General features: G+C 73.8%; 22 protein-coding genes. 3 read left to right on the top strand and 19 right to left on the bottom strand.

From position 1 onward, the window contains the following. Nucleotides 1-2: 2 nt before the first annotated feature. From AC3RKB_RS04865 to AC3RKB_RS04850, 4 genes are read right to left on the bottom strand one after another with little or no spacing between them, the layout of a single operon-like run. Nucleotides 3-1,175, bottom strand: a complete 1,173-nt coding sequence (locus tag AC3RKB_RS04865; RefSeq protein ID WP_491434849.1) for a glycosyltransferase — start codon at nt 1,173-1,175, stop codon at nt 3-5. Further along, nucleotides 1,172-3,334 (bottom strand): glycosyltransferase family 4 protein, encoded by a 2,163-nt coding sequence (locus AC3RKB_RS04860; RefSeq protein WP_491434848.1) that lies wholly within the window; start codon nt 3,332-3,334, stop codon nt 1,172-1,174. The genes AC3RKB_RS04865 and AC3RKB_RS04860 overlap by 4 nt, the downstream gene beginning before the upstream one ends. Next, nucleotides 3,331-4,533 (bottom strand): glycosyltransferase family 4 protein, encoded by a 1,203-nt coding sequence (locus AC3RKB_RS04855; RefSeq protein WP_491434847.1) that lies wholly within the window; start codon nt 4,531-4,533, stop codon nt 3,331-3,333. The genes AC3RKB_RS04860 and AC3RKB_RS04855 overlap by 4 nt, the downstream gene beginning before the upstream one ends. Continuing rightward, a complete protein-coding gene (locus tag AC3RKB_RS04850; protein ID WP_491434846.1) occupies nt 4,530-6,605 on the bottom strand; it encodes a glycosyltransferase in 2,076 nt (691 codons plus the stop codon). Before AC3RKB_RS04850 ends, AC3RKB_RS04855 begins: the two co-directional genes overlap by 4 nt. 82 nt (nt 6,606-6,687) lie before the next feature. Here AC3RKB_RS04850 and AC3RKB_RS04845 point away from each other — a divergent pair, with 82 nt between their 5' ends. Continuing rightward, nucleotides 6,688-7,386, top strand: coding sequence for an arsenate reductase/protein-tyrosine-phosphatase family protein (locus AC3RKB_RS04845; protein WP_491434845.1), 699 nt, complete (start codon nt 6,688-6,690; stop codon nt 7,384-7,386). Continuing rightward, nucleotides 7,383-8,630: a glycosyltransferase gene (locus AC3RKB_RS04840; RefSeq protein ID WP_491434844.1), complete on the top strand. Its 1,248-nt coding sequence runs from the start codon at nt 7,383-7,385 to the stop codon at nt 8,628-8,630. The genes AC3RKB_RS04845 and AC3RKB_RS04840 overlap by 4 nt, the downstream gene beginning before the upstream one ends. Before the next feature lie 55 nt (nt 8,631-8,685). Here AC3RKB_RS04840 and AC3RKB_RS04835 read toward each other — a convergent pair whose 3' ends face one another. Further along, nucleotides 8,686-9,594: an alpha/beta hydrolase gene (locus AC3RKB_RS04835; protein ID WP_491434843.1), complete on the bottom strand. Its 909-nt coding sequence runs from the start codon at nt 9,592-9,594 to the stop codon at nt 8,686-8,688. 74 nt (nt 9,595-9,668) lie between these two features. Between AC3RKB_RS04835 and AC3RKB_RS04830 the strand changes: the two genes are divergently transcribed. Beyond that, complete coding sequence (locus tag AC3RKB_RS04830) at nt 9,669-10,364, top strand: TetR/AcrR family transcriptional regulator (RefSeq protein ID WP_491436754.1); 696 nt, start codon at nt 9,669-9,671, stop codon at nt 10,362-10,364. A gap of 19 nt (nt 10,365-10,383) precedes the next feature. Here the strand turns inward: AC3RKB_RS04830 and AC3RKB_RS04825 are convergent, their stop codons facing one another. From AC3RKB_RS04825 to AC3RKB_RS04760, 14 genes are all read right to left on the bottom strand, one after another. Beyond that, on the bottom strand, nt 10,384-11,805 hold the full coding sequence (locus tag AC3RKB_RS04825) for an FAD-dependent oxidoreductase (RefSeq protein WP_491434842.1): 1,422 nt from the start codon (nt 11,803-11,805) through the stop codon (nt 10,384-10,386). 78 nt (nt 11,806-11,883) lie between these two features. Continuing rightward, nucleotides 11,884-12,654, bottom strand: coding sequence for a uroporphyrinogen-III C-methyltransferase (gene cobA, locus AC3RKB_RS04820; RefSeq protein WP_491434841.1), 771 nt, complete (start codon nt 12,652-12,654; stop codon nt 11,884-11,886). Then, a complete protein-coding gene (locus AC3RKB_RS04815) occupies nt 12,651-13,547 on the bottom strand; it encodes an ABC transporter permease (protein WP_491434840.1) in 897 nt (298 codons plus the stop codon). The genes cobA and AC3RKB_RS04815 overlap by 4 nt, the downstream gene beginning before the upstream one ends. 88 nt (nt 13,548-13,635) lie before the next feature. Next, nucleotides 13,636-14,433 carry an ABC transporter ATP-binding protein gene (locus AC3RKB_RS04810; RefSeq protein WP_491434839.1) on the bottom strand — a complete coding sequence of 266 codons (798 nt, stop codon included), beginning with the start codon at nt 14,431-14,433 and terminating at the stop codon, nt 13,636-13,638. 2 nt (nt 14,434-14,435) lie between these two features. Next, nucleotides 14,436-15,563, bottom strand: a complete 1,128-nt coding sequence (locus tag AC3RKB_RS04805; protein ID WP_491434838.1) for an ABC transporter substrate-binding protein — start codon at nt 15,561-15,563, stop codon at nt 14,436-14,438. Continuing rightward, nucleotides 15,560-17,059: a sulfate adenylyltransferase subunit 1 gene (locus AC3RKB_RS04800; RefSeq protein ID WP_491434837.1), complete on the bottom strand. Its 1,500-nt coding sequence runs from the start codon at nt 17,057-17,059 to the stop codon at nt 15,560-15,562. Before AC3RKB_RS04800 ends, AC3RKB_RS04805 begins: the two co-directional genes overlap by 4 nt. After that, nucleotides 17,059-18,078 carry a sulfate adenylyltransferase subunit CysD gene (cysD, locus tag AC3RKB_RS04795; RefSeq protein ID WP_491434836.1) on the bottom strand — a complete coding sequence of 340 codons (1,020 nt, stop codon included), beginning with the start codon at nt 18,076-18,078 and terminating at the stop codon, nt 17,059-17,061. The genes AC3RKB_RS04800 and cysD overlap by 1 nt, the downstream gene beginning before the upstream one ends. Further along, a complete protein-coding gene (locus AC3RKB_RS04790; protein ID WP_491434835.1) occupies nt 18,075-18,860 on the bottom strand; it encodes a phosphoadenylyl-sulfate reductase in 786 nt (261 codons plus the stop codon). Before AC3RKB_RS04790 ends, cysD begins: the two co-directional genes overlap by 4 nt. After that, nucleotides 18,857-20,581, bottom strand: a complete 1,725-nt coding sequence (locus AC3RKB_RS04785) for a nitrite/sulfite reductase (protein WP_491436753.1) — start codon at nt 20,579-20,581, stop codon at nt 18,857-18,859. The genes AC3RKB_RS04790 and AC3RKB_RS04785 overlap by 4 nt, the downstream gene beginning before the upstream one ends. Before the next feature lie 212 nt (nt 20,582-20,793). Continuing rightward, nucleotides 20,794-21,534 carry a sirohydrochlorin chelatase gene (locus AC3RKB_RS04780; RefSeq protein WP_491434834.1) on the bottom strand — a complete coding sequence of 247 codons (741 nt, stop codon included), beginning with the start codon at nt 21,532-21,534 and terminating at the stop codon, nt 20,794-20,796. Between the two features lie 46 nt (nt 21,535-21,580). Next, a complete protein-coding gene (locus tag AC3RKB_RS04775) occupies nt 21,581-23,488 on the bottom strand; it encodes a vWA domain-containing protein (protein WP_491434833.1) in 1,908 nt (635 codons plus the stop codon). A gap of 72 nt (nt 23,489-23,560) precedes the next feature. Further along, nucleotides 23,561-24,109, bottom strand: a complete 549-nt coding sequence (locus AC3RKB_RS04770; protein WP_491434832.1) for a hypothetical protein — start codon at nt 24,107-24,109, stop codon at nt 23,561-23,563. A gap of 132 nt (nt 24,110-24,241) precedes the next feature. After that, the gene (locus AC3RKB_RS04765) at nt 24,242-25,042 is read right to left on the bottom strand and encodes a cache domain-containing protein (RefSeq protein ID WP_491434831.1); all 801 of its coding nucleotides are present in this window, start codon (nt 25,040-25,042) and stop codon (nt 24,242-24,244) included. Then, complete coding sequence (locus AC3RKB_RS04760) at nt 25,039-25,842, bottom strand: FadR/GntR family transcriptional regulator (protein WP_491434830.1); 804 nt, start codon at nt 25,840-25,842, stop codon at nt 25,039-25,041. Before AC3RKB_RS04760 ends, AC3RKB_RS04765 begins: the two co-directional genes overlap by 4 nt. Nucleotides 25,843-25,948: the final 106 nt, after the last annotated feature.

The following is a 25,948-nucleotide window of genomic DNA, read 5'->3' as shown; positions in this document are numbered from 1 at the left end:
GGTCAGCGGGCAGGCTCCGGCGCGCCGCCCGATCCGCCGCCGGATCCCACGCCCTGCAGCCGACGCAGCACCTCCGCCATCGCCGTCACGCGCTCCGACCAGTCGGCGACCGGCCCGTCGGCGCCGGCCGGGAACGGTCGCGATGCGTGCGTCGCGGCCGCGACGGCACGGGCGAACGCCTCCCCCGACGCGATCGTCACGCGCGGGTCTGCGACATCCCGGAACCCCGCCACCGGCGTCGACACCACCGGTCGCCCGACCGCCTGGTACTCGTAGAGCTTGATCGGGTCGAGGCTGTCGGTGAACGGCGTGACGACGTGCGGCACGACGAGCACGTCGGCGTGCTGCAGGTAGCCGATGACGGCCTCTCTGGGACGCGGGCCGAGCAGCCGGACCGCCGCCCGCTGCAGCCGCTGCGTCGCGGTGTCGCCGAGCAGGTTCGGGCCGACGAGCACGAGCGTGCCGGATTCGCCGAGGGCCCGCGCGGTCGCCTCGCACAGCTCCACGTCGACGCGGTCGGGGTGTGCGGTGCCGAGGTAGAGCGCGACCGGAGGTGCGGGCAGGTCGGAGGGCCGCTCGACTGGACGCCGGTACGCCGCGGCGTCCACGCCGTTCGGGATCAGCGTGAGCGGCGGGCCGCCCGCGGCGGCGCGCTTGCGCCGCTCGAGCTCGGGTGAGCACACGACGATCTCGCGTGCGATCCGGAGCAGCCGAGCCTCGTTCGCCGCCGCGCGCTCGCGTTCCGCCGCGGGCCGGTCGGCTGCGAGCCAGTCGTCGGTGATGTCGTACACGGTCGGCCATCCCGACCGGTCGGCGAGCCCGACCGCGCCAGGATCGTTGATCCAGAGCAACGGATGGCGCATCCCGAGCGCGGCGGCGGCGCGCATGACCGCCCGCGCGAGCCGCTCGTCGGCTCGCGGGTCGAGGCGCCGGGGAAGCCACTTGGTGGACTGCAACGTCCAGAGCCGCCCGGGCGCGACGCCGGCGACCTCACGGCGCCCACGTCCGAACCTCGGCGCCCGGCGTGACCGGAGGTCGTGCGTCGGGTCGGCGGGCGGCTCCACGAAGAGCACGCGCAGCGAGGGGTCGCCCTGCAGCAGGCCGGCCACGAGATGCTGGTTGCGTCGCCACACCTCGTCCCAGCGCTCGAGCGAGACCACCACGAGATCGGTCACCGCAGCACGCTCCGATAGACGCGCTCGGTGGCGTCGGCGTGCGCGCGCAGTGAGAACGACGCCTGCTGGCGTTCGCGCGCCGCGGCGCCGAGCGCGTTCCGCGCGGCCGGGTCGTCGGCGAGCGAACGCAGCTTCCGGCCCGCGTCCTCCGCGTCGTCGGGCGCGAACCGAGACCGCGGGTCGAGTCCCGCGAGCACCTCGACGTGGCCGGCGGCATCGGCGGCGACCGGCGGCAGTCCGCTCGCCATCGCCTCGATGAGCGTCAGGCCGAGTCCCTCGACCGGGCACGGCGCCAGCAGCATCCCCGCCGTCCGCATCACGTCGGGCAGGTCGGTGCGATATCCCGTGAAGCGCACGGATGCCGCGACCCCGAGCTCATCGGCAAGCGACTCGAGCGACTCCTGCTCGGGTCCCATGCCGGCGATCTCGAGCGTCCATCCGTCGCCGGCGAGACCGGATGCCGCGAAGGCCCGCAATCCCACCGCGGTCTTCTTCTCGGGCTGCAGCCGCTGGGCGATGAGCACCGACCGCTCGCGTCGGGCGGCTTCGGCCGCCGGGCGCGACTCGATGCCCGTGTGCACCACGGCGCTCGGCCGCTCGATGGCGGTCGCGACCGCCTCGCTGATCGAGATCTCCGCTCGGATGCGGCGCCGCACCAGCGCGTGGATGGGCAGCGGCCCGAGCCGCCCGCGCGGCTTGGCGAAGTGTCGCGTCGCGACCACGGCAGGACGGGGCCGTCGAGCGACGGCGAGCCCGGCGACCGTGCCGACCTCGGCCGCGGTCATGTGCGTGTTGACGATGTCGACCTCGTGCGCGTGCCGGGCCACTGCGAGCGCGACCTCGTGCGTCCGCGCCGCCGGAATGTGGGGGATGCCCGCCGCCTCGAGCTCGGGCCGCATGCGGTCGGTCGCTCCACCGATCACCGCGACGCGATGGCCGTCCGCGGCCTGCTGCACGGCGAGGCGCAGCACGAACTGCTCGACCCCCGAGAACCCGTCCGAGCGGATCGCGTGGAGGATCCGCAGGCGGTCCGAGCGCGCGGCACGCGTGGCCTCGAGCGAGTGGACGAGATCGAGGTACTGCGCCGCCACTTCGCGCCACGAGTATCGCTCGGCGGTCCGGCGCGCGCGCACCCGCCAGCCGTCGAGCGGTTGGGCGGCGAGCTCGGCCAGCCGCGCTCCGAACGCCGCAGACGACCGCTCGACGATGTAGCCGTTCTCGCCGTCGACGATCAGGTCGGGAGCGAAGCCCACCGCCGTCGACACCACGGGCAAGCCGCACGCGAGTGCCTCGAGGACCACGAGCGCGTTCGCCTCGTAGGCGCTCGGCAGCACGAGCACGTCGGATGCGTGCAGGAACGGCACCGGATCGGGCCGCTCACCGGCGAACACGAGACGGTCGGCGACGCCGGTACGGTGGGCATGCGTGCGCGCCTTCCGGATCATCTCGGGCGTGCCGCCGACCACCAGCAGCACGACTCCCGCGGCCGCCGGCAACGCGTCGATCGCGATCGCGAGCCCCTTGCGTTCGAACTCGTGCCCGATGAAGAGGGCGGTCGTCGCGCCATCCGGAATGCCCAGTTCGGCTCGCACGCGCGCGCGCTCGGCCTGGTCGCCCGGACGGAACCGGTCGATGTCGACGCCGTTCGGGATGACGGTGATCGGCGCCCGCACGCGGCCGTACACGTCGCCGAGAAGGGCGGCCTCCCGGCTCGTGAGGGCGACGACTGCGCGATGCGTGCGGCCGCGGTAGCGGATGCGGTCGCGGAGCGCGGTGAACAGGTGCACCGGATTGCGCACCATCCGCCACGCGTAGTGGCCGCGCGCCCGCATCGCCGCCTGGAGCAGGCCGTGGTTGACGTACACGTCGCCGGCCATGACGTCGTTGTGCGTGATCGAGATCGCGTCGGGCCGCTCGGCGAGGAATCGCCGCGCTCGCCGGGTGCCGACGGTGCTGAACCAGATGACGTTGCCGGCCCGTGCCAGGTGCAGTCCGAGGGCCGTGCGATGCGGCGTGGTGAGCGTGCGCCCGGCATCGGCGGCCGTGAACTGCTCGACCTCGACGCCCGCCGCGCGGAACTCGCGCTCGAGCGCGTACGCCACGCCGCCGACGCCGCTGCCGGGCTCGATCGACGGAGCGATCTGGACGATCCGCGTCATCCGCCGGTCCGCTTCACCGGTGCGCCGTCGGAATCCGGCTCGGCGGTGCTCCTCGCGGCGCGCCCGGCCGACTTCTCGGCGGCCACCGCCTCCACCAGTTCGAGGTAGCGTCGCGCGACGCTCGGCCAGCCGAACCGCACGGCCGACTCGCGCGCCCGCCGGCGCCAGCCGTCGAGCTCGGCGTCGTCGAGGTTCGCGAGCTGCTCCATCCGCTCGCCCACGTCGCGGGGATCGCGCTCGACCAGGAAGCCGTTCTCGCCGTCGACGACGATCTCGGGGGCGAAGCCGACCGGCGTCGCGACGACGGGCAGCCCGGACGCGAGCGCCTCGAGCACCACGAGCGCGTTGGCCTCGTACGCGCTCGGGAAGACGAACAGGTCGGCGGCCCAGAGGAACGGCGCCAGCTTCGCACGCGGGCCGAGGAACAGCACGCGGTCGCCGACGCCGTGCTGCTTCGCCTCCTCGTACGCCTCGGCGATGATGTCGTCGTTGCCGCCGATGATCATCAGCAGCACGCTCGGCGCGTGCGGCAGCCCGCGGATGGCGAACGACAGGCCCTTGCGGGAGAACTCGTGTCCGACGAACACCGCGACCCGCTCCTCGGTGCCGAGCTTCAGGTCGGCGCGGGCGGCTCGCCGCTCCTCGGGCGTCGGCGGGCGGAACCGGTCGAGGTCGACGCCGTTCGGGATGACCTCGATGCGCGGGCGGACCGGGCCGTAGGTCGCGCGCAGGTCGGCGGCGTCGCCCTCCGAGAGCGAGATGACCACGCGGTGCGTGCCCCCCCGGTAGCGGATGCGGTCGCGCAGGTAGATGAACACGTGGATGGGGTTGCGGTAGATGCCCCACGCCGAGCGGCCGCGTGCGCGCATCGACGCGAGCAGCACGCCGTGGTTGACGTACACGTCGCCGGCCATCACGTTGTTGTGGCAGATCGAGACGGCGTCGGGACGCGCGGCGAGGAACCGCTTCGCGCGGCGTGAGCCGACCGTGCTGAACCAGACCATGCGCCATCCGCCGCGGATGCGCGCCAGGACCGTGTTCCTCGGCCAGCGCACCATGCGCCCGCGCCGGGCGTCGTCGAAGGTGAAGCGCTCGACCGTGGCGCCGAGTGCGCGCAGCTCCTGCTCGAGGTTCCACGCGACGCCCGCGACACCGGTGCCGGGACCGATGAACGGCACGATCTGCACGATCCGGGTCATGACGCCGCCTCCTTTCCGGCGAGCCGCGCCTCGACGCGCACGGGCCCGAGCCGGTACAGCGCCGCGCGACGCCGCGCCGCGATGCCGCGCTCGCCGGGCAACAGGATGGCACGAGTCGTCGCGCCGACCCACTGGCCGAGCCGCGCCCACTGCCATCCGACCGCGCCGTGGTGCTTGCGGAGATACCGTTCCTGCGACGCGTGGAAGTGCGCTTCGCGTCGGCGGGGGTCGCCGCCGGTGCCGGCGCCGACGTGCATCGCTCGCGCGCCGGGGACCGGGGCGTGGCGCCATCCGAGCCGGTGGGCGCGACAGGCCCAGTCGGCCTCCTCGGCGTACAGGAAGAAGCGCTCGTCGAACCCGCCGACCTGGGCGAGGGCCTCGGCGCGCAGCAACAGCACCGAGCCGATCACGTACGTCGGGTCGCGGCGCAGCCGGGCGAGGCCGAGCGCCTCGAGCCAGGTTCCGCTCGGCGAGGGCAGCCACCAGTCGACGCGGGCCGGGCGGCCGCGGTCGTCGACCTGGACGGGCCCGACGCTGGCGAGGTCGTCGCGGGCTCGCAGCGCGCGCTGCAGGGCGTCGACGTCGCCGGGCGTGACGGCCGCGTCGGGGTTGAGCAGCAGCACGTCGGCCCCGGGCACGAGCCGATCGGCGAGGCCGACGTTGACGCCCGCCGCGAATCCGCCGTTGCGGCCGGGATCGAGGTAGCGCACGCCGAGGTCGGCGCACAGCGCGGCGATCGCGGGCAACGACGAGTTGTCGACGACCGTGACGGGCAACTCGCGAACGGGCTCGAGCGCCTTCCGGAGGAGGTCGGGGGAGCCGTAGGCGACGACGATCACCTCGACGGGCGGTGCGGCGGCCTCGGTCTCGCCGGCGACCTCCGTCGCAGCGGCGGGCAGAGGGGCGACGGATGGCTCGTGCCGCACCGTGCGATACAGGTCGAGGTAGTCCCGGCCGACTGCGGCCCAGCTGCACTCCGCTGCTCGCGCCGCACCGCTCGCGCGGAGCTCCTCGGCACGCGGCCCGGCGGCGTCGGCGAGCGCCCCGGCCAGTGCGATCGGGTCGCCCGCGGGCACCACGATGCCCGCGCCGCCGACGACATCGGGCAGGGCGCCCGCGTCGCTCGCGACGACGGGGACGCCGCACGCCATCGCCTCGACCGCGACGCGGCCGAACTGCTCGGTCCATGACGGCGTCGGCAGCGAGGGCACGGCGAGCGTGTCGAGCGAGCGCAGGAACGCCGGGATGTCGTCGGGGTCGATCGCGCCGACGAACTCGACGCGGTCGCCGACCCCTGCCGCTGCCGCGAGCGAGGCGAGCTCGGCGCCGAGCGGCCCGGTGCCGCCGATCCGGAGGTGCAGGCGCGGGTCGCGGGCGAGCGCGTCGATGAGCACGAGCAGGCCCTTCTCGGGCACGAGACGGCCGAGGAATCCGACGGTGACGGGGGCGTCGGTGGCCGGCGCCGTGTCGTCCGCCAGCCCGGCGCCATCCGCCAGCCCGGCGCCATCCGGCATGGTCGCGCCATCCGCCCCCGCCGGCCGGAACCGCTCGAGGTCGACCCCAAGCGGGATCACCCGCGCGCGTCCCGCGAATCCCTTGGCCTCGACGATGCGCGCCGCCTCGGTGTTGCACGCCGATACCCCCGAGGCGTTGCGCAGCGCCCACCGCTCGAACCAGCGGAACGGGATCGGGTACCGCTTGCGCAGGTTCTGCGCGGTATAGAGCACGACGGGCGGGCGGCCGTGCCCCCGCCCCCGCAGCGCGCGCAGCAGCAGCACCTCCGCCGTCGCGAGTGCGAACGGCTCCTCGTGCACGTCGAGCACGTCCCACTGCTCGCCGAGTGCGCGCCAGATCGGCCGCGGGTCGTAGACGAACAGGGCGGGGTGGCGGCCGAACGTGCGCGCGCCGATCACCCGCTCGCCGGGGCGTGCTGCGAGTGAGACCTCGGCGCCGCCGGCGTGCCACGAGCGCGCGCAGATCAGCGCGACATCGACGCCGAGCGCGGTGAGCGCGCGCTCGCGACCGCGCCATTCGTCGACGACGGCACTGTGCGAGACCCTGAGTACGCGCACCGCACCCCCTCTAGAATCCTGTGAGGAAACCTTATCCGCCGGGCGCGCCCGGGGACGCCGGTCGAGCCAGAGGGGTGGTGGCGTGAATCGGGAATCGTTCACCGTGCTCGTCGTCTGCACGGGCAACCTCAATCGGTCGGCGCTCGGCGCGGCCCTGCTACGCACGTGGGCCGGATGGTACCTCGCGGCGCCGCTCGCGGCGCAGGTCGAGGTGACGAGCGCCGGGCTCGCCGCGCCGGTCGGCAGCCACATGCGCAGTCGCTCGCGCGCGATCGCCGCGACGCTGGGGGCCGACGCGTCGGGCCACCGCGCCGTGCAGATCACGGAGCACATGGTCCGGGGGGCCGACCTCGTGCTCGTCGCCGAGGCGTCGCAGCGCGACAAGGTGCTGGGGTTGGCGCCCGCCGCGCTGAAGCGCACGTTCACGATCCGCGAGGCCGGGGCGATCGCGGCCGCGCTCCCCGAGTCGGCGGCGCCCGAGACGTTCGACGACCTCCGCGCGCTGGTTGCTCGGCTCGCCGCGAGCCGTGCGCTCGCCGACGGCACGCCGGCCGACATCGTCGACCCGCAGGGCAAGGACGACGAGGCGTACCGCGACATGGCGCGCGAGGAGGTCCCCGCGCTGGCCCGCCTCGCCTCGGTGCTCCTGGGGATGCCGCCCAGCGAGGTCGCGGCCTACGACGATGCGGTGACGGATGCCTCGGCCTTCCGATTCGGCGAGGACGCGCCCGGAGCCGTCGACGCGAACGCCGAACGGCCGCGCGGGCGGCGGCAGGCGTGAGGGCCGACCCCGGTGCGCCCGGTCCGCGTGCCATCCGGGTGCTGCACCTCGATCACACGAGCGCGGCGGGGGGCGCCGAGTTCGCGCTGCTGCGCATGCTGCAGGCGGGGCCGGCCTGGTCGCCCCACCTGCTGATGGCGCCGCCCGCCGAGCGCGGCGGCGCCGACATCTACGACGCGGTCCCAGCGCGCATCCCTCGTCGGATCTCGGGCGTGCGGCAGCCCGCCGGCGCGAGCCGCGGCGGACGGCTGACGGCGTTGTCCGTCGGCGCGCGCGTGCTCGCGCAGGCCGCCGTCGTGCGGTCGTCCCGCGCGTTCCGCGGCGCCGACATCGTCGACGCGAACACGGCGCGGTCGGCCGCCTACGGCGCGTTCGCGGTCCGCGGCACCCGGAAGGCGTTCGTCGTGCACCTGCGCGACCTCGTCGAGCCGGGCGCGCTCGGCCGTTCGGGTCATGCGCTCATGGTGCGGGTCGTGCTTCCGCGCGCCGACGGGGTGGTGGCGAACTCGCGGGCGACGCTCGACTCGGCGCGACCCCACCTGCTGGCGGGGGTGCCGGCCGAGGTGATCCCGAGCGCATCCGGCCTGCAGGTCCGCGGGGCGGCGGCGACGGCGGCGGGCGGCACGGCCGGGCGTCCCGACGAGCCTTCCGGCCCGATCCGCGCGGTGGGCATGCTCGCGCGCATCGACCCGTGGAAGGGGCAGGAGCAACTCCTCGAGGCGTTCGCACGCGTCTTCCGTGCCCGCGAGGTCCGCCTGCAGCTCGCCGGCGGCGCGCCGTTCGGGCACGAGTCCTTCGCCGAGTCGCTGCGCCGCCGCGCCGACGAGCTGGGCGTGGGCGACCGGCTCGACCTGCTCGGGCACGTGACCGACGTCGACGCCCTGCTCGACGGGTGGGATGTCGCGGTGCAGGCGTCCACGCGCCCCGAACCGCTCGGCCAGAACGTGCTGCAGTACCTCGCGGCCGGTCGCGCCGTGATCGCGGCCGACGAGGGCGGCCCTGCGGAATGGGTCGCCGACGGCGTCAACGGGCTCCTCGTGCCGCCGCGGAACGTCGACGCGCTCGCGAACGCGCTCGCCCGGCTCGACGCCGATCCGGAGCTGCGTGGCCGGCTCGCCGCGGCTGCGGCGGAGACGCCGGGCCTCCTCGACGATCCGGCGGTCACTCGCGCGCACGAGGCGTTCTACGAGCGGGTACTCGCCTCGCTCGCGGAGCGCCGCGCCGTCGCACGCGCGCCCCGCTGAGCCGGCTCCGTCCGACATGCGACCCGCCGGGTTCGCTGACGTCGCGGCGCACGCCTCAGGACGCTCGCGTCTCCGCCGCCTCGGCTCCCGGCACGTCGACCGCAGCGGGCCCGGCGGTCACGAACGCGGTGATCGCGTCGAGCGCGGCATCGGCACCCAGCACGCGCGAGTGCCCGGCCCCGTCGGTCAGCACCAGTCGCGAACGGTCGCCGTGCGCCGCGTGCAGCCGGACCGCCTCGGAGACGGCCACCTCGCGGTCGCCGCGGTCGTGCACGACGAGCAGGGGCATGCGCTCGGGCAACGGCCGGACCACGCCGTCGAAGTGCTGCCACGGGTCGTCGACGTGCGGCAGGATGCGGCGCGCGAACCGGTCCGCGAGCGCGTCAGCGGTCGCCGAGCCCGCGCCGGCCCGCGCGGCGAACGAGTCGACGAGGTAGCGGGCGTCGGCCATGCCGCCGATCGCGACCAGCGCTCCGGCGGAGACGCCGTCGCGGATCGCCGCCGCGCTCGCCATCGCGCCGAACGAGTGCCCGATCACCGTGTGGAAGCGGCCCTCGCGCGAGTGCACCGCCTCGATCGCGGCGAGCCAGTCGCGCACGTCGGTCCGGCGACCGCGCGACTCGCCGTTGGCGGGGGCGTCGAACGCGACGAGCCGGAAGCCCTCGGCGCGAAGCTCGCGCACGATCGGAGCGAACTGCGACGCACGGCCGCGCCATCCGTGCACCAGGAGGATCGTGTCGGGGCCGGAGCCCCACTCGTAGGAGACCACGTCGCGGCCCCGGACGCGGAGCGTGCTGCGCCGCGCCGAGAGGTGCACCGCCCGGTCGGCGTCGCGCACGGGGAGCGGCGCGCCCACGCGCATGAAGAGCGGCATGGCGAGGCGCGCGGCGACCTCGGGTGCGATGCGGTCGGCGGCGCGGATGGCGGCGACCCGGGTGGCGAGGAGGGGATCGATGGCGGACACGGTGGGCTCCGATCAATGAATACGAACGGTCGTGTGTAGAGTATACGAACGTTCGTGCGTAAAATGAAGTCGTGATGTCCGAGCCCCGGTCCGCCGCGTTCGCGAAGGTCGCGAGCACCGACCAGCACCCCGACGGTCGCCGCCTCCGCGGTGAGGCGTCGCGTCGTGCGGTGCTCGCCGTGGCCGCCGACCTCGCGTCGGTCGAAGGGCTCGACCAGCTCTCGATCGGGAGGATCGCCCAGAGCGCCGGGGTGTCGAAGAGCAACGTCGCGACGCTCTTCGGCAGCAAGGAGCGACTGCAGCTCGCGACCGTCGAATCCGCCCGCGAACGGTTCGTCGAGACGGTCATCACCCCCGCCCGCGCGCACCCGCGCGGCCTCGCACGGGCGCTCTCGCTCCTCGACGGCTGGATCGCCTACTCGAGGGACCGCGTGTTCCCCGGCGGATGCTTCTTCGCCTCGGCCGCGGCCGACTTCGACGCGAAGCCGGGCGAAGTCCGCGACGCGGTCGCCCGCCTGCTGCGCGAGTGGGGCGGCTACCTCGCGGCGACGCTGCAGCACGCACACGACGCCGGTGAGCTGCCCCTCCTCGACGACGCCAAGCAGGCCGCATTCGAGTTCAGCGCGTTCCTCGAACTCGCGAACCGCGACTCGCTGCTCACCGGACGCACGTCCGCCTACCGGCGCGCCCGCGCCGGGATCGCCGCGCGCCTGCGCGCGGCGGGCGCCGACCCGGCCGCGATCGACGCGTTCGCCTCGACCCCCGACTGATCGCGCCGGCTCCTCGGGCTCAGCCTGCGACGAGCGCGCCCGAGCGCGAGATCTCCACCTGCTCGTCGCGCGGCACGACCTTCACGCGCTCGCGCGCGACCGGACCCTCGAACGCGTCGCCGAGCGAGCGCTCGTGCGCGTCGAGCGCGAGCCATCCGTTCCAGGTCGTGTACCGGATGCCGCGGGCCTCGAGCAGCTCGAGCACCTCGTCGCCGTCCGCGGCCGCCACCGTGGGCTCCGCGAGCACGCCGGAGGTCGCATCCGCGACGAGGTTCGTGATGGTCTCGAGCGCGTCGCCCTTGGTGTGGCCGATGAGGCCGACGGGGCCGCGCTTGATCCAGCCGGTCGCGTACACGCCCGGGATCGGCGCGCTCGTGCCATCCGTCACCCGGCCGCCCTCGTTCGGGATGACGCGGGCCCGGTCGTCGAACGGCACGCCCGCGATCGGCGAGCTCGCGTAGCCGACCGCGCGGTACACGGCCTGCACGGGCACGTCGACGAACTCGCCGGTGCCCGCGACCGACCCGTCGCCGACGGGGCGGGTGCGCTCGAAGCGCACGCCCTCGACGCGGTCCGAGCCGAGCACCTCGACCGGCGAGTGGAAGAAGTGCAGGTGCAGGCGGCGCGACGCGGTCGGCTGCCAGTCGGCGGGCTTGCGCCATCCGTTGAGGGTGCGCGTCATGACCTTGACCTGGTTGTTCGTCGCGAGGAGGTGCGCGGCGTGCTCGTCGCCCTCGGCGCGCGCGAAGTCGTCGTCGTACACGACGATGTCGACGTCGGGCACCTCGCCGAGCTCGCGCAGCTCGATCGGGGTGAACTTCACCTGCGACGGGCCGCGGCGGCCGAACACGTGCACGTCGGTGACGGGCGAGGCGAGCAGGCCCTCGTGCACGTTCGCGGGGATGTCGGTCGAGAGCAGGTCGGCGGGGTGCTTCGCGAGCACGCGCGCCACGTCGAGCGCCACGTTGCCGTTGCCGATGACCGCGATCGACTGCGCCTCGAGCGGCCATTCGCGCGAGACATCCGGGTGCCCGTCGTACCAGGCGACGACGTCGGCCGCGCCGTACGAGCCGGGCAGGTCGATGCCGGGGATGTCGAGCGGTGCGTCCTTCAGGGCGCCCGTCGCGAAGATCACGGCGTCGTAGCGCTCGCGCAGCTCGTCGACCGTGACATCCCGCCCGACCTCGACGTTGCCGATCAGGCGGATGGTGCCCTCGTCGAGCATCTCGTGCAGCGAGTTCACGATGCCCTTGATGCGCGGGTGATCGGGCGCGACGCCGTAGCGGATCAGGCCGTAGGGCGCGGGCAGCGACTCGAACAGGTCGATCGCGACCTGGCCGCCCGCGGCATCGACCTGACGGCGCAGGATGTTGCCCGCGTAGATGCCGGCGGGACCGGCGCCGACGATCGCGACACGGAGGTTGAGGGTCATGAGGGGCATGGCCTTTCGGAATCGTGAGGGTCGAGGAGCCGCGCAGCGGCATCTCGGGACCCGGGTGGGTCGAAGGTCAGGGGTCGGTCAGTCGATGGCAGGCGGCGCCGCGAAGGCGGATGCCGCGAGCTCGGCGGGCGCGTACGGGCTGAGCCGCACGACGTCGCCGACCACCACGACGGCGGGCGAGCGGACGCCCCGCACCGCCGCCTGGTGGGCGATCGTGTCGAGCGTGCCGATCGTCACTCGTTGGCGAGGGCCGTATCCATCCTCCACGATCGCGACCGGGCAGTCGGCACCGCGCTCGCCGCGGGCGAGCGTGATCGCGGAGTTCGCGAGCGTGCCGACGCCCATGAGCAGCACGACCGTGTGGTCGCGGCCGCCCGAGAGCGACCGGATCTGGTCGTGGCCCGTGACGACCGTGAAGGTGGTCGCGAGGCCGCGGTGCGTGAGCGGGATGCCGGCGATCGCGGGCACCGAGACGGCGCTCGTGATGCCGGGCACCACCTCGACGTCGATGCCGCGGTCGCGGCAGTAGGCGAGCTCCTCGCCGCCACGGCCGAAGATGTACGGGTCGCCGCCCTTCAGGCGCACGACGCGCTTGCCGTCGCGGGCGAGCGTCACGAGCAGCTCGTTGATCGCGTCCTGCGGCACCGCGTGGTGGCCGGGGAGCTTGCCGACGTCGACCACCTCGGCCGCGAGCTCCACGCCGTCGGCCGCGAGGCCGTCGAGCACCGAGCGGGCGCCGAGCCGGTCGGCGACGATGACGTCGGCCGACTCGAGCGCGCGCAGGCCGCGGATGGTGAGCAGGCCGGGGTCGCCGGGACCGGCGCCGACGAGGACGACGCGGCCGCTCATGCGCCCGCTCCCGTCAGGCCGCGACGGCGCAGCAGGCCGCGCTCGATGGGCGCGAAGACGAGCAGCTCGATCACGACGCCGATCGCGAGGATCACGAGGATCGTGCCGAGAGCGCCCGCGAGGTCGGCGAGGTCGCGGCTCTGCTGCAGCATCGAGCCGAGGCCGAAGCCGATGGTGCCGCCGAACGCGATGATCTCGGCCGCCATGAGCGAGCGCCACGAGAACGCCCAACCCTGCTTGAGGCCGGCGAGGTAGCCGGGCAGCGCGGCCGGCACGATGACCGAGGTCGCGAGCTGCCAGCGCGAGGCGCCGAGCACGGTGCCCACGCGGCGCAGCTGCGGCGGCACCTGCGCGATGCCGGCGACGAGGCCGTTCGCGATGGAGGGCACCGCGCCCATGAGCACGACGAAGTACACCGTGGCATCCGACAGCCCGAACCAGATGATCGCGGCCGGCACCCAGGCGACCGACGGCAGCACCTGCAGGCCCGACAGCAGCGGGCCGAACGCGCGGCGCAGCAGCCGGGACTCGGCGAGCAGCAGGCCGAGCGGCGTGCCGATCGCGATCGCGATGAGGAAGCCGAGGACGCCGCGCTCGAGGCTCGTCGTCACGGCCACCTGCAGGCGGCCGTCCTCCCATGACTGGCCGAGCGCGGCGGCCACGTCGAGCGGACCGGGCGACAGGTCGGGGCGGGGCTGGGCGATGACCGTGTACGCCTGCCAGGCGGCGATGAGGAGCACCACGAGCACGATCGGCGGAAGCGCGCTCTCGAGCACCCGGCGCCACCACGGCAGCGACGTGCGCGTCTCGGTCTGCAGCGCGTCGAGCCCGCGGAGGTCGGCGGTCAGCGAGTCGGCGTTCTCGCCCTCCTCGCCCGTGCGCCGAGTTGCCACTTCTGCGAGGTTCCCGGCGGGGGTTCCCGGCGAAAGTGGCAACTCGGCGGAGGAGGTGGCGAGAGGCGAGTGCTTGAGGGTCTCGAGGTCAGGCATTGCGACGGATCTCCCTTCGCAGGTGCTCGGTGATCTCGATCGAGAGCGTGCCGACCTGCGGCGACTCGATACGACGCGGGCCCTCGTCGGCGATCTGCCACTCGCGCACGATGCGGCCCGGACGGCTCGACATGAGCAGCACGCGCTGCCCGAGGCGCACGGCCTCGCGCACGTTGTGCGTCACGAACACGATCGTGCGGCCGGTCTCGCGCCAGACGCGCTCGAGCTCCTCGTGCAGCAGGTCGCGCGTGATCGCGTCGAGCGCGGCGAACGGCTCGTCCATGAGGAGCACGGGCCGGTCCTGCGCGAGCGCCCGGGCGAGCGCGACGCGCTGGCGCATGCCGCCCGACAGCTCGTGCGGACGCTTCTCCGCGGCATCCGCGAGGTTCACGACTTCGAGCAGCTCGAGCGCACGAGCACGGCGGGCCGAGGCCGACAGCCCCGACCCCCCGAGCCGCAGCGCGAGCTCGACGTTGCGCCGGGCGGTGAGCCACGGCAGCAGCGACGCGTCCTGGAACATCACCGCGGCCCCGCCGTCGGCGACCTCGACCGTGCCGGTCGTCGGCTTCTCGAGTCCGGCGACGATCGAGAGCAGCGTCGACTTCCCGCAGCCCGACGCGCCGAGCAGGCACGTGAACTGTCCGGGCGCGACATCCAGGTCGATGCCCTCGAGCACGACCGGGCCGTCGTCGGCGTACCGCTTGCCGAGCCCGGCGATGCGGATGGCGGGGGCGACCGCGCCGGTGCCTGCGGGCCCGGCGGACGGACGCTCCGCGGTGATGGTGGACATGGTTACTCCGTCCCGAGGCCCGCCGCGCTCACGGGCTCCTCGCCGGACTCCTCGAGCACGGCGTTCAGTGCCGACAGGTCGAACAGGCCGTCGATGTCGCCCGTCTTCGAGGTGCCCGCGTCGACGCCGTCCTGCAGCAGCTGCTCGAACGTGTCGGCGTGCGGGTCGACCGTGAAGTCGACGTGCTCGAGCGCCCGGTCGATGACCGCGTCGGAGAGGCCCTTGCCCGCGTCGGCGGTCAGGCGCGCGTTGATCACGTCGGCTGCGGCATCCGCGTTCTCATCGAGCCAGGCGACGGATGCCGCGTGGCCGGCGACGAGCGCCCGCACCGTCTCGGGGTGCTCGGCGAGGAAGTCGGCACGCACGAGCAGCACGGTCGTCGGGAACTCGCCGTCCTCCCAGAGGTCGGCCTCGTCGACGAGCACCTCGGCGCCCGCGTCGACGACGAGTCGCGACACCCACGGCTCGGGCAGCCACGCGCCGTCGATGTCGCCCGCCTGGAAGAGCGTGAGCGTCTGCGCGTTCTCGGTCGGCGAGATGGTCACGTCGCCGCCGCCCGTGGTCGAGGTCTCGTAGCCCTCCTCGGCGAGCCAGGTGCGGAGCGCGACATCCTGCGTGTTGCCCAGCTGCGGCGTCGCGAGGTTCGCGCCCTCGAGGTCGTCGGCACCCTCGATACCGGGCTGCACGACGAGCGCCGCGCCGCCGCTGGCCGCGCCGGCGACGATGCGCGCCGACTGGCCGCCCGAGGCGACGAACGTGTTGATCGCCGGGTTCGGGCCGATGTAGGTCGCGTCGATCGCCCCGGCCGAGAGCGCCTCGATGGCGGCCGGGCCGGCGTTGAACACCTGGGTGCTGAGCTCGGTGTCGCCGAGCGCGTCCTCGATCAGTCCCTCCTCGAGCCCGACGAGCGCGGGCGCGTGCGTGACGTTGGCGAAGTAGCCGAGGCGGAGCTCCTCGGCGGGCGTGCCGGTCGCCTCGGCGGCGGGCGCGTCGGGCTGGCTGCCGGCACCCGAGGCGGGCGTCGAGGCGCAGCCCGAGAGGGTCGCGGTCGTGAGGATCGCCCCGGCGAGCATCATGCCGGCGAGGTCTCCGAGTCGGGTCGAGCGAATGGCGCGCGGACGAGCGGTCATGCTGAATCTCCTTCGGTGACGATGCCGGCGGCGAGGGTTGCGCCGTCGTGCGGATGGATGACGAGGAACGCCCCCGCCCGGCGGTGTGCGGCGTACGGCTCGACGGCGAGGTCCGCCGCGAGCTTCAGTCGCACGAGTCCGATGTCGTTGGTCTCGAGCGCCGCGGTGGGCGTGGTCTCGAGCGTGTCGAGGTCGAGGCGGCCCCGGATGTCGGTGACGAGCGCCTGCACGGTCGACGTGCCGTGCTTCACGAGCACGCGGCTCCCCGTGGTGAGCGGGCGCCCGTCGAGCTGGAACACGTCGGCCTCGAGCTCGCGCCGCGGAGTCGAGAGCGAGCCGGCGGCCGCGATGACGGCGCCGCGGGCGGCGTCGACCGGGTCGGCGAGGCGCAGCGAGACCGAGAGCGGGGCGGATGCCTCCTCGACCGCGACCGGCCCGCGGTCGATGCCGACGACGGTGGTCGTGATGCCCGCCGGGAACACCTCGACGGGGTCGCCCACGCGGACCGTGCCCGACTCGATGCGGCCGGCGAAGGCGCGGTAGTCGCGGAAGTCGTCGGCGGTCCCGTCGTCGACGGCGAGCTCGGGGGAGAGCGCGCCCTGCGGTCGGACGACGAGCTGCACGGGCAGGCGCAGTGCCTCGAGGTCGGTCTCGAGCTCGTCGATGGTCGAGAGCTCTTCGAGCAGCTCGAGCAGGCTCGGACCCTCGTACCAGGGCGTGTTCGCCGAGCGCTCCACGACGTTGTCGCCCGCGAGCGCCGACACGGGGATGACGTGCGCGTCGGGCAGGCCGAGGTCGCGCGCCAGCACCGCGACATCCGCCGCCACCGTCTCGAACGCGGCGCGGTCGTAGCCGGTCAGGTCGATCTTGTTCACCGCGACGATCACGTGCGGCACGCGCAGCAGCTGCACGACCGCGAGGTGACGGCGGGTCTGCTCGAGCACGCCATTGCGCACGTCGACGAGCACGACGACCGCGTCGGCCGTGGCGGCACCGGTGACCATGTTGCGCGTGTACTGCACGTGGCCGGGGCAGTCGGCGAGGATGAACGACCGGCGCCCGGTCGAGAAGTAGCGGTAGGCGACGTCGATCGTGATGCCCTGCTCGCGCTCGGCGCGCAGCCCGTCGGTGAGGAGGGCGAAGTCGATCGCTCCGGGTTCGCCGCCGAAGCCGCGCTCGGCGCTGGTGCGCGCGACGGACTCGAGCTGGTCGGCGAGGATCGCCTTGGAGTCGTGCAGCAGCCGGCCGACGAGCGTCGACTTGCCGTCGTCGACCGACCCGGCGGTCGCGAAGCGGAACAGCGATCCGCTCTGTGCGGGTTGAGGCGCCGGGTTTCGAGACGGGCGCTGGGCGCCCTCCTCAACCCTCGAGTGTGCGGCGTGTGCGGGTTGAGGAGCCGACGAAGGAGGCGTCTCGAAACCCGGGTGTGCGGAGTCCGGGTTTCGAGACGGGCGCTGGGCGCCCTCCTCAACCCTCGAGGAGGTGTCGTGGCTCATCAGAAGTACCCGTCCTTCTTGCGGTCCTCCATCGCCGCCTCCGAGAGGCGGTCGTCGGCGCGGGTCGCGCCGCGCTCGGTGAGGGTGGATGCCGCGACCTCGCGCACGATGTCGGCGAGCGTCGCCGAGTCCGAGAGCACCGCGCCGGTGCAGCTGAGGTCCCCGACGGTGCGGTATCGCACGGTGCGGCGCTCGACGGTCTCGCCCTCGCGGGGCGCCGACACGTCGCTGACTGCGAGCCACATGCCGTCGCGCGCATACACATCGCGCTCGTGGGCGAAGTAGAGCGGCGGCAGCGCGATCTGCTCGCGTTCGATGTAGCGCCACACGTCGAGCTCGGTCCAGTTCGAGATCGGGAAGGCGCGCACATGCTGGCCGACCGTGTGGCGGCCGTTGTAGAGGCTCCAGAGCTCGGGGCGCTGGTTGCGCGGGTCCCACTGGCCGAACTCGTCGCGCAGCGAGATGATGCGCTCCTTGGCGCGCGCCTTGTCCTCGTCGCGGCGTGCGCCGCCGAAGACCGCGTCGTGCTTGCCGGCCGCGATGGCGTCGAGCAGCGGCTGGGTCTGCAGCGGGTTGCGCGTGCCATCCGCTCGCTCCTGGAGTCGGCCGTCGTCGAGGTAGTCCTGCACCGAGGCGACCTCGAGGCGGATGCCGAGCCGCGCGACGGTCTCGTCGCGGAAGCGCAGCACCTCGGGGAAGTTGTGGCCGGTGTCGACGTGCAGCACCGGGAACGGCACCTTCGCGGGCCAGAACGCCTTGGTGGCGAGGTGCAGCACGACCACGGAGTCCTTGCCGCCCGAGAAGAGCAGCACGGGCCGCTCGAACTCGGCCACGACCTCGCGGATGATGTGGATCGCCTCGGCCTCGAGCGCGTCGAGCGCGTCGAGTGCGTGTGAGGGTTCAGGAGCGACCTGTGAGGGTTGAGGAGCGACCGGAGGGAGCGTCTCGAAACCCGGCTCGGGCGAGATGGTCTCGAGACGGGCCTTCGGCCCTCCTCGACCAGCAGAGAGATCGGTCATAGGTGCAACCCGCATTCCGTCTTGGCGAGGCCGGCCCAGCGGCCCGACCTCGGGTCCTCGCCCGCGGCGACGGGCTTCGTGCACGGCTCGCAGCCGATCGAGGGGTAGCCCTGCGTCATGAGGAGGTTCACGGGCACCTGGAACGCGCCCGCGTAGTCGAGGAGGTCGTCGAAGGTCCATGCCGCCACGGGATTGACCTTCACGAGTCCGTTCCGCTCGTCGTACGTGACGAGCGGCGTGAGCGTGCGCGTCGGCGCCTCGTCGCGGCGGACGCCGGTGAACCACACCTCGTAGCCGCCGAGCGCGCGCTGCAGCGGCTCGACCTTGCGACGCGCGCAGCAGAGGGCGGGGTCGCGGGAGAAGAGCGCGGCGCCGAACTCGGCGTCCTGCTGGGCGACGGTCTGCTCGGGCAGCACGTCGACGATCCGCACGTCGAGCTGACCCGCGACCTCGTCGCGCGTCGCGTACGTCTCGGTGAAGTGGTAGCCGGTGTCGAGGAACAGCACGTCGACGCCCGGGAGGTACTGCGCGACCAGGTGCGGCAGCGCTGCGTCGGCCATGGAGCAGGCGACCGCCGCGGCATCCGTCGCGAAGTTCGCCGCGACCCACGCGACGACCTCGGCGGGGGATGCCTCGTGGTCGGTCAGGCTGCCGAGCGCGGCGTTGCCGGCCTCGGCGAGGGCGCGGAGTTCGTCGGGCGTGCGGCGTGCGGCGGCCGGGTTTCGAGACGGGCGCGGAGCGCCCTCCTCAACCCTCGAGAGACCGATGTTCTGCGCGCTCATCGGAGTGCCTCCTCGTCGGCGCGGTGGGCCCATTGGGCGAACGTCTCGTCGGCCGCGGCATCCCGGTCGGAGAGGAAGCGGGTGACGACGCGCTCGACGTAGTCGGCGATGCCGTCGGCCGTGACCTTGAGGCCGCGGACGGTGCGGCCGAGGCCGGCCTCGTCGCGATCCTGCGAGGCGAGGCCGCCGCCGAGGTGCACCTGGTAGCCCGGCACCTGCTCGCCGGAGTCGTCCATGATGAGCTGGCCCTTGAGCCCGATGTCGGCGGTCTGGATGCGAGCGCACGAGTTGGGGCATCCGTTCACGTGCAGTGCGATGGGGTGCGGCAGGTCGAACGCGGCGAGGCGGTCCTCGAGGTCGAGCACGGCCGCCGTGGCGAACGCCTTCGTCTCGACGATGGCGAGCTTGCAGAACTCGATGCCCGTGCACGCGATCGTGCCCCGGCGGATGAGGCTCGGCCGGGCCTGGAGCCCGAGCTCGTCGAGGCCGGCGATGAGCGACTCCACCCGGTCCTCGGGGATGTCGAGGATGACGACCTTCTGGTGCGGGGTCGTGCGCAGCCGGGTCGAGCCGTGCGCCTCGACGAGGTCGGCGAGCTTCGTGAGCGTCGGGCCGGAGACCCGCCCGACGATGGGCGTCGCGCCGATGTAGAAGCGGCCGTCCTTCTGCCGGTGCACGCCGACGTGGTCTCCGGTCGTCGCGGGCGTCGGTGCGGCCGGCCCGTCGGGCAGCGCGGCACCGAGGTACTCGGTCTCGAGCACCTCGCGGAACTTCTCCACGCCCCAGTCGGCGAGCAGGAACTTGAGGCGGGCCTTGTTGCGGAGGCGCCGGTAGCCGTAGTCGCGGAAGATCTGCGCGACGCCGTGCCACGCATCGGCCACCTGGTCGGGGGCGACGAAGACGCCGAGACGCTCCGCGAGCCGCGGCGCCGTCGACAGGCCGCCGCCGACCCACAGGTCGTACCCGACGCCCAGCGAGGGGTGCTCGACCGCGACGAACGCGACGTCGTTGATCTCGTGCACGACGTCCTGGCTGGGGTGGCCGGTGATCGCCGACTTGAACTTGCGCGGCAGGTTGGCGAGCGACTCGTCGCCGATGAACCGCGAGGTGATCTCGTCGATCTGCGGCGTGGGGTCGATGAGCTCGTCGGCCGCGATGCCCGCGACGGGCGAGCCGAGGACGACGCGGGGCACGTCGCCGCACGCCTCGGTCGTGCCGAGCCCGACTGCTTCGAGGCGGCGCCAGATCTCGGGAACGTCCTCGACGCGGATCCAGTGCAGCTGCACGTTCTGGCGGTCGGTGAGGTCGGCGGTGTCGCGCCCGAACTCGGTCGAGATGCCGCCGATGACGCGCAGCTGCTCGGTCGTGAGCTGCCCGCCGTCGATGCGGACGCGCAGCATGAAGTACTCGTCCTCGAGCTCGTGCGGCTCGAGGGTGGCGGTCCGGCCGCCGTCGATGCCGGGCTTGCGCTGCGTATAGAGGCCCCACCAGCGGAAGCGGCCGTGCAGGTCGGTCGGGTCGATCGACGCGAAGCCGCCCGCGGCGTAGGTGGTCTCGATGCGCTCGCGCACGCTCAGGCCGCCGTCGGCCTGCTTCCACTCCTCGTTGGCGTTGAGGGGAGCCGTGCCGTCGACCTTCCACTGCCCGTTCGGCTTCGCCGAGGGGCGGGGCGGGCGGATGGCGCGTGCCGCGCGCTCGCCGCCGGCGGCTCCGCCCTCCACGGCACCGTCGGCCCGCGCGGGACGCTCGGCGCGCGGCGGCCGCGTCGCGGCATCCGTCGTCTCGATCGTCACGAAGATCCCCTCCTTGCTCACGCGCCCCGTTCGGGGTGCGTGGGCTCGAAGGTACGGGGGTCGGGCGGATGCCGGTAGGCGAGCCCGTCACGGTGGGTCACGCACCGTCACATGAGGCGTAACGCAGCGACGCGGAGGGCTCAGCCGAGCCCGGTGGCGGCCTCCGCGTAGCGATCGAGCACGACGTCGACGAGCTCGGCGGGCGCGGGCTCGTCGGGCACGAGCAGCGGCCGCGCGGTCACGTCGGCGCCGCCGGCCCGGGCCAGGTCGTCGAAGTAGCCCGGGGCGAGCAGGTAGTTCGCCACGACCACCCGGCCGCCGGTCGCCGTCGCAGCGTCGCGAGCCGCCGCGACCGCGTCGGGCAGGCGGGGCTCGGCCGCCGACAGGAAGCCCACGGCGATGTCGCGCCCGGATGCCGCGGCGAGCCGCCGCGCCTGGTCGTGGCAGTCCTCGACCGCGCGCCGGTCGCTCGAGCCGGCGACCGCGAGCACGATCCGGTCGTCGTCGCAGAGCCCGGCCTCCTCGAGTCGGCGGAGCAGGAGGGTCGCGAGCCGGTCGTCGGGCCCGAGCGCACCCGCCAGCGTGACCGGCCGGGCGGTCTCGTCGGCGACGGCCTCGGTCAGGTCGACGTAGACGTGGTAGCCCGCCGAGAGCAGGAGCGGCACGACCACGGCCGGCTCGCCGGGCTCGAGCGAGGCGAGCGTGGCGGGCACGTCGGGCTGCTCGACGTCGACGTGTCCGAGCCGCACGCTCGGCGTGGCATCCGGATGCCGCTGCGCCACCGCCCCGGCGACGGCGTCGCGCAGCCCGCGCACCGCCTGCTGCCCCTCGGGCGAGGACGTGCCGTGCGAGATGCCGACCAGGGCGGGAGGACGCGTCATCCGTTCATGCTCGCAGACCCGCCGTTCGAACGGTGGCCGCCGAGGCTCAGAAGCTCGTGACGAGGTCGCCGAGCACCTCGTCGACCTCGGTCGGGTCGGTCGCGTCGTAGTAGTGCGCGCCGGTCGCGCTCGAGATCGACTGCAGCGTCGCGACGTCGGCATCGGCGCCGTACGCGAGCGTGAAGACGAGCACCGGCGTCGTGTGGTGGAGTTCCTCGAGCGTGCCGAGCATCTGCTCGGACGAGACGCTGGGCGCCTCGGTCTCGTTCCTGCCGTCGCTCAGCAGCACGATCGCGTTGATGCGGTCGGGGTCCCAGGCGGCCGCCTGGCGCTTCGAGAACGTGTCGACCGCCTCGTAGAGCGGGGTCCACTCGATCGGCGTGAGCCCGGCGAGCGCCGACTCGAACCGGTCGCGGGTCTCGACGACGTCCTCGACCGCGCTCACCTCGCCGGGTGCGAGCTCGTTCGCGTCGACCTCGGAGAACGCCGCGAGCCCGACGTTGTCGCCGGCGGCGAAGTGGTCGAGGGCCTGCGAGATGGCGTCCTTCGCGGCGTCGAGCTTGGACGGCCCGGTGGCGATCGGTGCGCTCATCGAGCCGGAGACGTCGAGCAGGAAGAGCACGTTCGCGCGCTTCCGCACGTCGGGGAAGGCCTCGTGCATCGCCACCACGACCGGCGGCTCGGGGAAGGCCAGCCCGCCGTTCGGCGACGCCGCGAGCGCGCCGACCTCGGCCACCTCGGGGTCGAGCTCGCCGTTGAGGTCGCGGTAGCCGGTCTCGCGCACGACCTGCTGGCCCTCCTTCGTGCCGGCGAAGCGCAGGAAGTCCTCGGCGGCGGCCGCCTCGGCGTCGTCGACCCACGCGCCGGTGAGCACCACGGCGGGGTTGTCGGCGACGTAGAAGCCGTCGGTCGGGTAGATCGGGACGAGCTGCTCCTGAGGCGGCTCGCTCTCGATCCGGGTGACGCCGTCGCGGCTCGTGATGCCGCGGTTGTAGTCCCACACGGACTTCTCGTCGACGATGACCGCCGAGAGGAAGTCGGCGGCCGAACCGCCCTTGTCCTCGGTCTGGCGGGCGTGCCAGAGGAAGTGCTCGGGCGTGGCCATGTAATGGCTCGTCGCCAGCTCGTGCGCCCTGACCTCGTCGGTGACCTCGTCGTCGGCGATGTCGTCGGTCGTGAGATCAGCGACGGAACCTGCGGCCGAGCCATAGGAGGCGAGCATGGCCGCCTCGCCCGAGCTGGCGACCAATGGGCTGGTCTTGCCGAGCTTGAACTCGCCCCACTCCGGGTGGTCGAGGTCGCTCCAGACCTCGGCATCGTCGGCGGTCTCGAACACCTCGGCCCAGGTCGGCGGCTCCTCGTCCCAGCCGATCGCCGACGCGAGCTGCTCGGGCATCGCGAGCACGACGTCGGACGAGCCGATGCTCTCGCCGCTCTCGGGCACGTTGGCCGACCCTCCGGCCTCGCGGGCGGTGCCGAGCCAGGAGTTCGCGTCGGGGATCCACAGGGTCGGGCGCTCGCCCTCAGCCTGCTCGGTGAACCCGACCGCGGCCTCCTCGGCGGCGATGCCGGACTTGTCCCTGGATGCGACGACCTCGACGCACGCCCCGTCGACGTCGCGGGGCTGGGCGTTGTACGCCTCGGCGAGTCGCGTGACCATCTCGGCGTTCTCGAAGGACGACAGCACGCGCACGGTCGTGCACGGCACGGCGCCGTCGGCCTCGGCAGGCTCGTCGTCGGGGAACACGATGAGCTCGGCCTCGGCGGGCTCGCTCGGCGCGGCGCTCGTGCCGTCCTGGCCGGCCAGCAAGGACGCGGTCGCGACGCCGCCCACGACGAGCAGGACGGCGACGGCGCCGGCGATCGAGATCCACATCACGCGTCGGCGTCGTCGTCGGCCCTCCTCGCGCAGGCGTCGCCGATCACGTCGAGGGGTCTCGTGTGCGTCGCGCATCGGGTCCTCCAGTCGGGCGGCTGGCTCGTTCGTGAGCCTAGCTCAGGCGCCTGTGCGAGTGCAGGGACCGAGTCACGATGTGGAGTTCAGCATGCCGATCACGACCGCGGTCCACCAGCTCAGTTGCGACACGATGGCGCTCGAGAGGAATCCGAAGCGCGCCCGCGGCGGGAGCGAGCCGAACGCCGCGCGGGCCGGGAGCCGGGCCAGTTCGGAGGTCCACCGGGTGAGGGCGACCCCGTTCAGGCTGAGCACGAGCACCGCGACGAGCTTCACGAGGGTGAGCGGCTGGTCGAGGTGGGGTTGCAGCAGCGCCCCGCTCGCGAGGAGGCCGCCGAGGCCGGCCCAGACGGGCAGGATCATCGTGCGGTCGGCCTGGCGCAACTCACGCAGGTTGCTCCATCCGGTCGCCCAGAGCAGGCCGTGCCACTCGATCATGAGCACCGCGCCGAGGCCGACGACGAGCGAGGCGAGGTGCACGAACAGGGCGACGACGTGGAGCCACTCCGGCGGCGCGAGCAGGGCGCTGACCCAGACCGTGAGCGCCCACGCGGCGGTCACGCCGGCGTACGCGGCGAACCGCCGCCGCCTCCTGCGGGCCTGCTTCTCCCTGATGGTCATCGTCACCAGTCGACCGCCGGTCTCGTCCTGCTGCGGGTCCGCACGCACGGACACGCGTCCGATTGCGTAGGCCATCACTGTACCGGCAGCGGATGCCGTCGCGGCGCCGCTTCGTGCGGGTGACGGATGTCGCTACTCGACCACGAGCGCGAGCGACGTGTCGCCGCACGGCACGACGTCGGCGCCACCGGGCAGTGGGGCGGCATCCGTCACCCGGCCCTCGGCCTCGGCCTCGCGGAGCGGGGCGAGCGCGTCGGCCAGCCCGTCGAGCCGGAGCAGCGCGCCGGTCGCGCGGTGCGGGTCGGTCGATGCGACGATGCGGCCGGAGGCGTTGACGATCGTGCAGGTTCGGTCGGCCGCACGCACCACGGGCAGCAGCGCCTGCTCGAGCCGGGCGACGTAGACGTCGGCGCCGACGAGCCCCGCCATCTCGCCGTCGAGCATGACGGGGGTCGTGATGGTGACGGTGTAGTCGTCGGTGCAGAGGTAATCGACGTAGGGTCCGGTGAGGTGGCGCCGCCCGGTGCGTGCCGGGACGCGCCACCATTCGAGCGTCGTGTAGTCGCGGAAGGCCTCGGCGTCGGGGTCGCTCACGGCATCGAGGCGGCGCAGCCCGCCGCCGGCGGCGCCGCCCGACTGGTCGATGCCGAAGGACGAGCTGCCGGAGAGCCACCAGGCGAGGTGCCACGGCGCATCGAAGAGGAAGCCCGGTGCGGCGACGAAGCCGGCCCCGGTGATGAGCGTGCCCGCCCGCTCGAGCTCGTCGGCGACGAGGTCGGCGACGATCGGGTCGAACGTGGCGGCGCGCGGCTCGCCGTCGGCGGCGAGGAGGCGCTCGACGCGCGCCTGCCACTCGTCGATGACGGCGAAGACGGGGTCGATCGTCGCAGCGACGCGCTGAGCGATGCCCGCGGCGGTGTCCACGAGGGTCATGACCGGCTCCCTTCGGTCGATCGGGGCGGCGTCGCCGCGGCCTCGGTGACGGAGGCCGCCTCGAGCCGGACCTTCTCGTCGACCAGCCACTCGACGGCCGACGTGATGTGCTCGACGGTCGCGTGACGGGCGGATGCGCCATCCGCTCGCCTGATCGCGTCGATCACCTCGAGGCGAGCCTCCCTGCTGCGGTCACGGTACTCCTGTTGCCGCAGGCAGAGCCAGAGCAGGACGCCCGTCTCGGCCTGGAGCCGGAGCTCCTCGTGCACGAGCCGCGGTGACTGGCTGACCGCGGCGACCTCGAGCTGGAAGCGGCCGACCGCGCGGCGGGCGCCGCCCGTCGAGGCCAGGTCGGCGCGCGCGTCGATCTCGACGAGGCTCTGCACGTCGTCGTCGCTGGCGCGGTCGGCGGCGACGTCGGCGGCCATGCCGGCGATCGCGGCGACGTGGAGCGAGAGGTCGCGCAGCTCGATGCGGCTGGTCGCGCGGAGCCGCTCGTCGATGAGGCGCGTCGAGGTGTCGCGGTCGTAGGTGACGAAGCTGCCGCCGTCGCGGCCGCGACGGGTGCGGACGAGCCCCTTGTGGCGGAGGGCGACGAGCGCCTCGCGCGCGGTGACGAGCGCGACGCCGAGGCTGCGGGCGATCTCGGCCTCGCTGGGCAGGCGCTCGCCGTCGTGCAGCACGCCGGAGACGATCGCGTCGGTGAGGCGCTGCTCGACGAGCTCGGCCCGGCCGGCGCCCTCGAGGGGGGAGAAGATCACGGCGCGGGCGGCGTCGGCGCGCGCGGTGGCCTGCGGCATCCGGTCCTCCTCGATGAAGCGCCTCCGACCCGCAGCCGTCCCCCGGACTGGGGGCGCCGGTCGGCGAATCCGTGATGCGACCGTAACACGGACCTCTGGACTATGA

It is taken from the genome of Agromyces capsici (assembly GCF_058349965.1).
Note: the sequence above shows the minus strand (reverse complement) of the source record. Positions and strands in the feature narration are given on the sequence as shown.

Bases quoted from the DNA above. Each gene is read 5' to 3' on its own strand.
- cysD (WP_491434836.1), bottom strand. From the start codon at position 18,078: ATGACCGATCTCTCTGCTGGTCGAGGAGGGCCGAAGGCCCGTCTCGAG.
- AC3RKB_RS04775 (WP_491434833.1), bottom strand. From the start codon at position 23,488: ATGCGCGACGCACACGAGACCCCTCGACGTGATCGGCGACGCCTGCGC.
- AC3RKB_RS04770 (WP_491434832.1), bottom strand. From the start codon at position 24,109: ATGACCATCAGGGAGAAGCAGGCCCGCAGGAGGCGGCGGCGGTTCGCC.
- AC3RKB_RS04825 (WP_491434842.1), bottom strand. From the start codon at position 11,805: ATGCCCCTCATGACCCTCAACCTCCGTGTCGCGATCGTCGGCGCCGGT.
- AC3RKB_RS04790 (WP_491434835.1), bottom strand. From the start codon at position 18,860: ATGAGCGCGCAGAACATCGGTCTCTCGAGGGTTGAGGAGGGCGCTCCG.
- AC3RKB_RS04780 (WP_491434834.1), bottom strand. From the start codon at position 21,534: ATGACGCGTCCTCCCGCCCTGGTCGGCATCTCGCACGGCACGTCCTCG.
- cobA (WP_491434841.1), bottom strand. From the start codon at position 12,654: ATGAGCGGCCGCGTCGTCCTCGTCGGCGCCGGTCCCGGCGACCCCGGC.
- AC3RKB_RS04855 (WP_491434847.1), bottom strand. From the start codon at position 4,533: ATGACCCGGATCGTGCAGATCGTGCCGTTCATCGGTCCCGGCACCGGT.
- AC3RKB_RS04765 (WP_491434831.1), bottom strand. From the start codon at position 25,042: ATGACCCTCGTGGACACCGCCGCGGGCATCGCTCAGCGCGTCGCTGCG.
- AC3RKB_RS04830 (WP_491436754.1), top strand. From the start codon at position 9,669: ATGTCCGAGCCCCGGTCCGCCGCGTTCGCGAAGGTCGCGAGCACCGAC.
- AC3RKB_RS04860 (WP_491434848.1), bottom strand. From the start codon at position 3,334: ATGACGCGGATCGTCCAGATCGCTCCGTCGATCGAGCCCGGCAGCGGC.
- AC3RKB_RS04800 (WP_491434837.1), bottom strand. From the start codon at position 17,059: ATGAGCCACGACACCTCCTCGAGGGTTGAGGAGGGCGCCCAGCGCCCG.
- AC3RKB_RS04810 (WP_491434839.1), bottom strand. From the start codon at position 14,433: ATGTCCACCATCACCGCGGAGCGTCCGTCCGCCGGGCCCGCAGGCACC.
- AC3RKB_RS04760 (WP_491434830.1), bottom strand. From the start codon at position 25,842: ATGCCGCAGGCCACCGCGCGCGCCGACGCCGCCCGCGCCGTGATCTTC.
- AC3RKB_RS04805 (WP_491434838.1), bottom strand. From the start codon at position 15,563: ATGACCGCTCGTCCGCGCGCCATTCGCTCGACCCGACTCGGAGACCTC.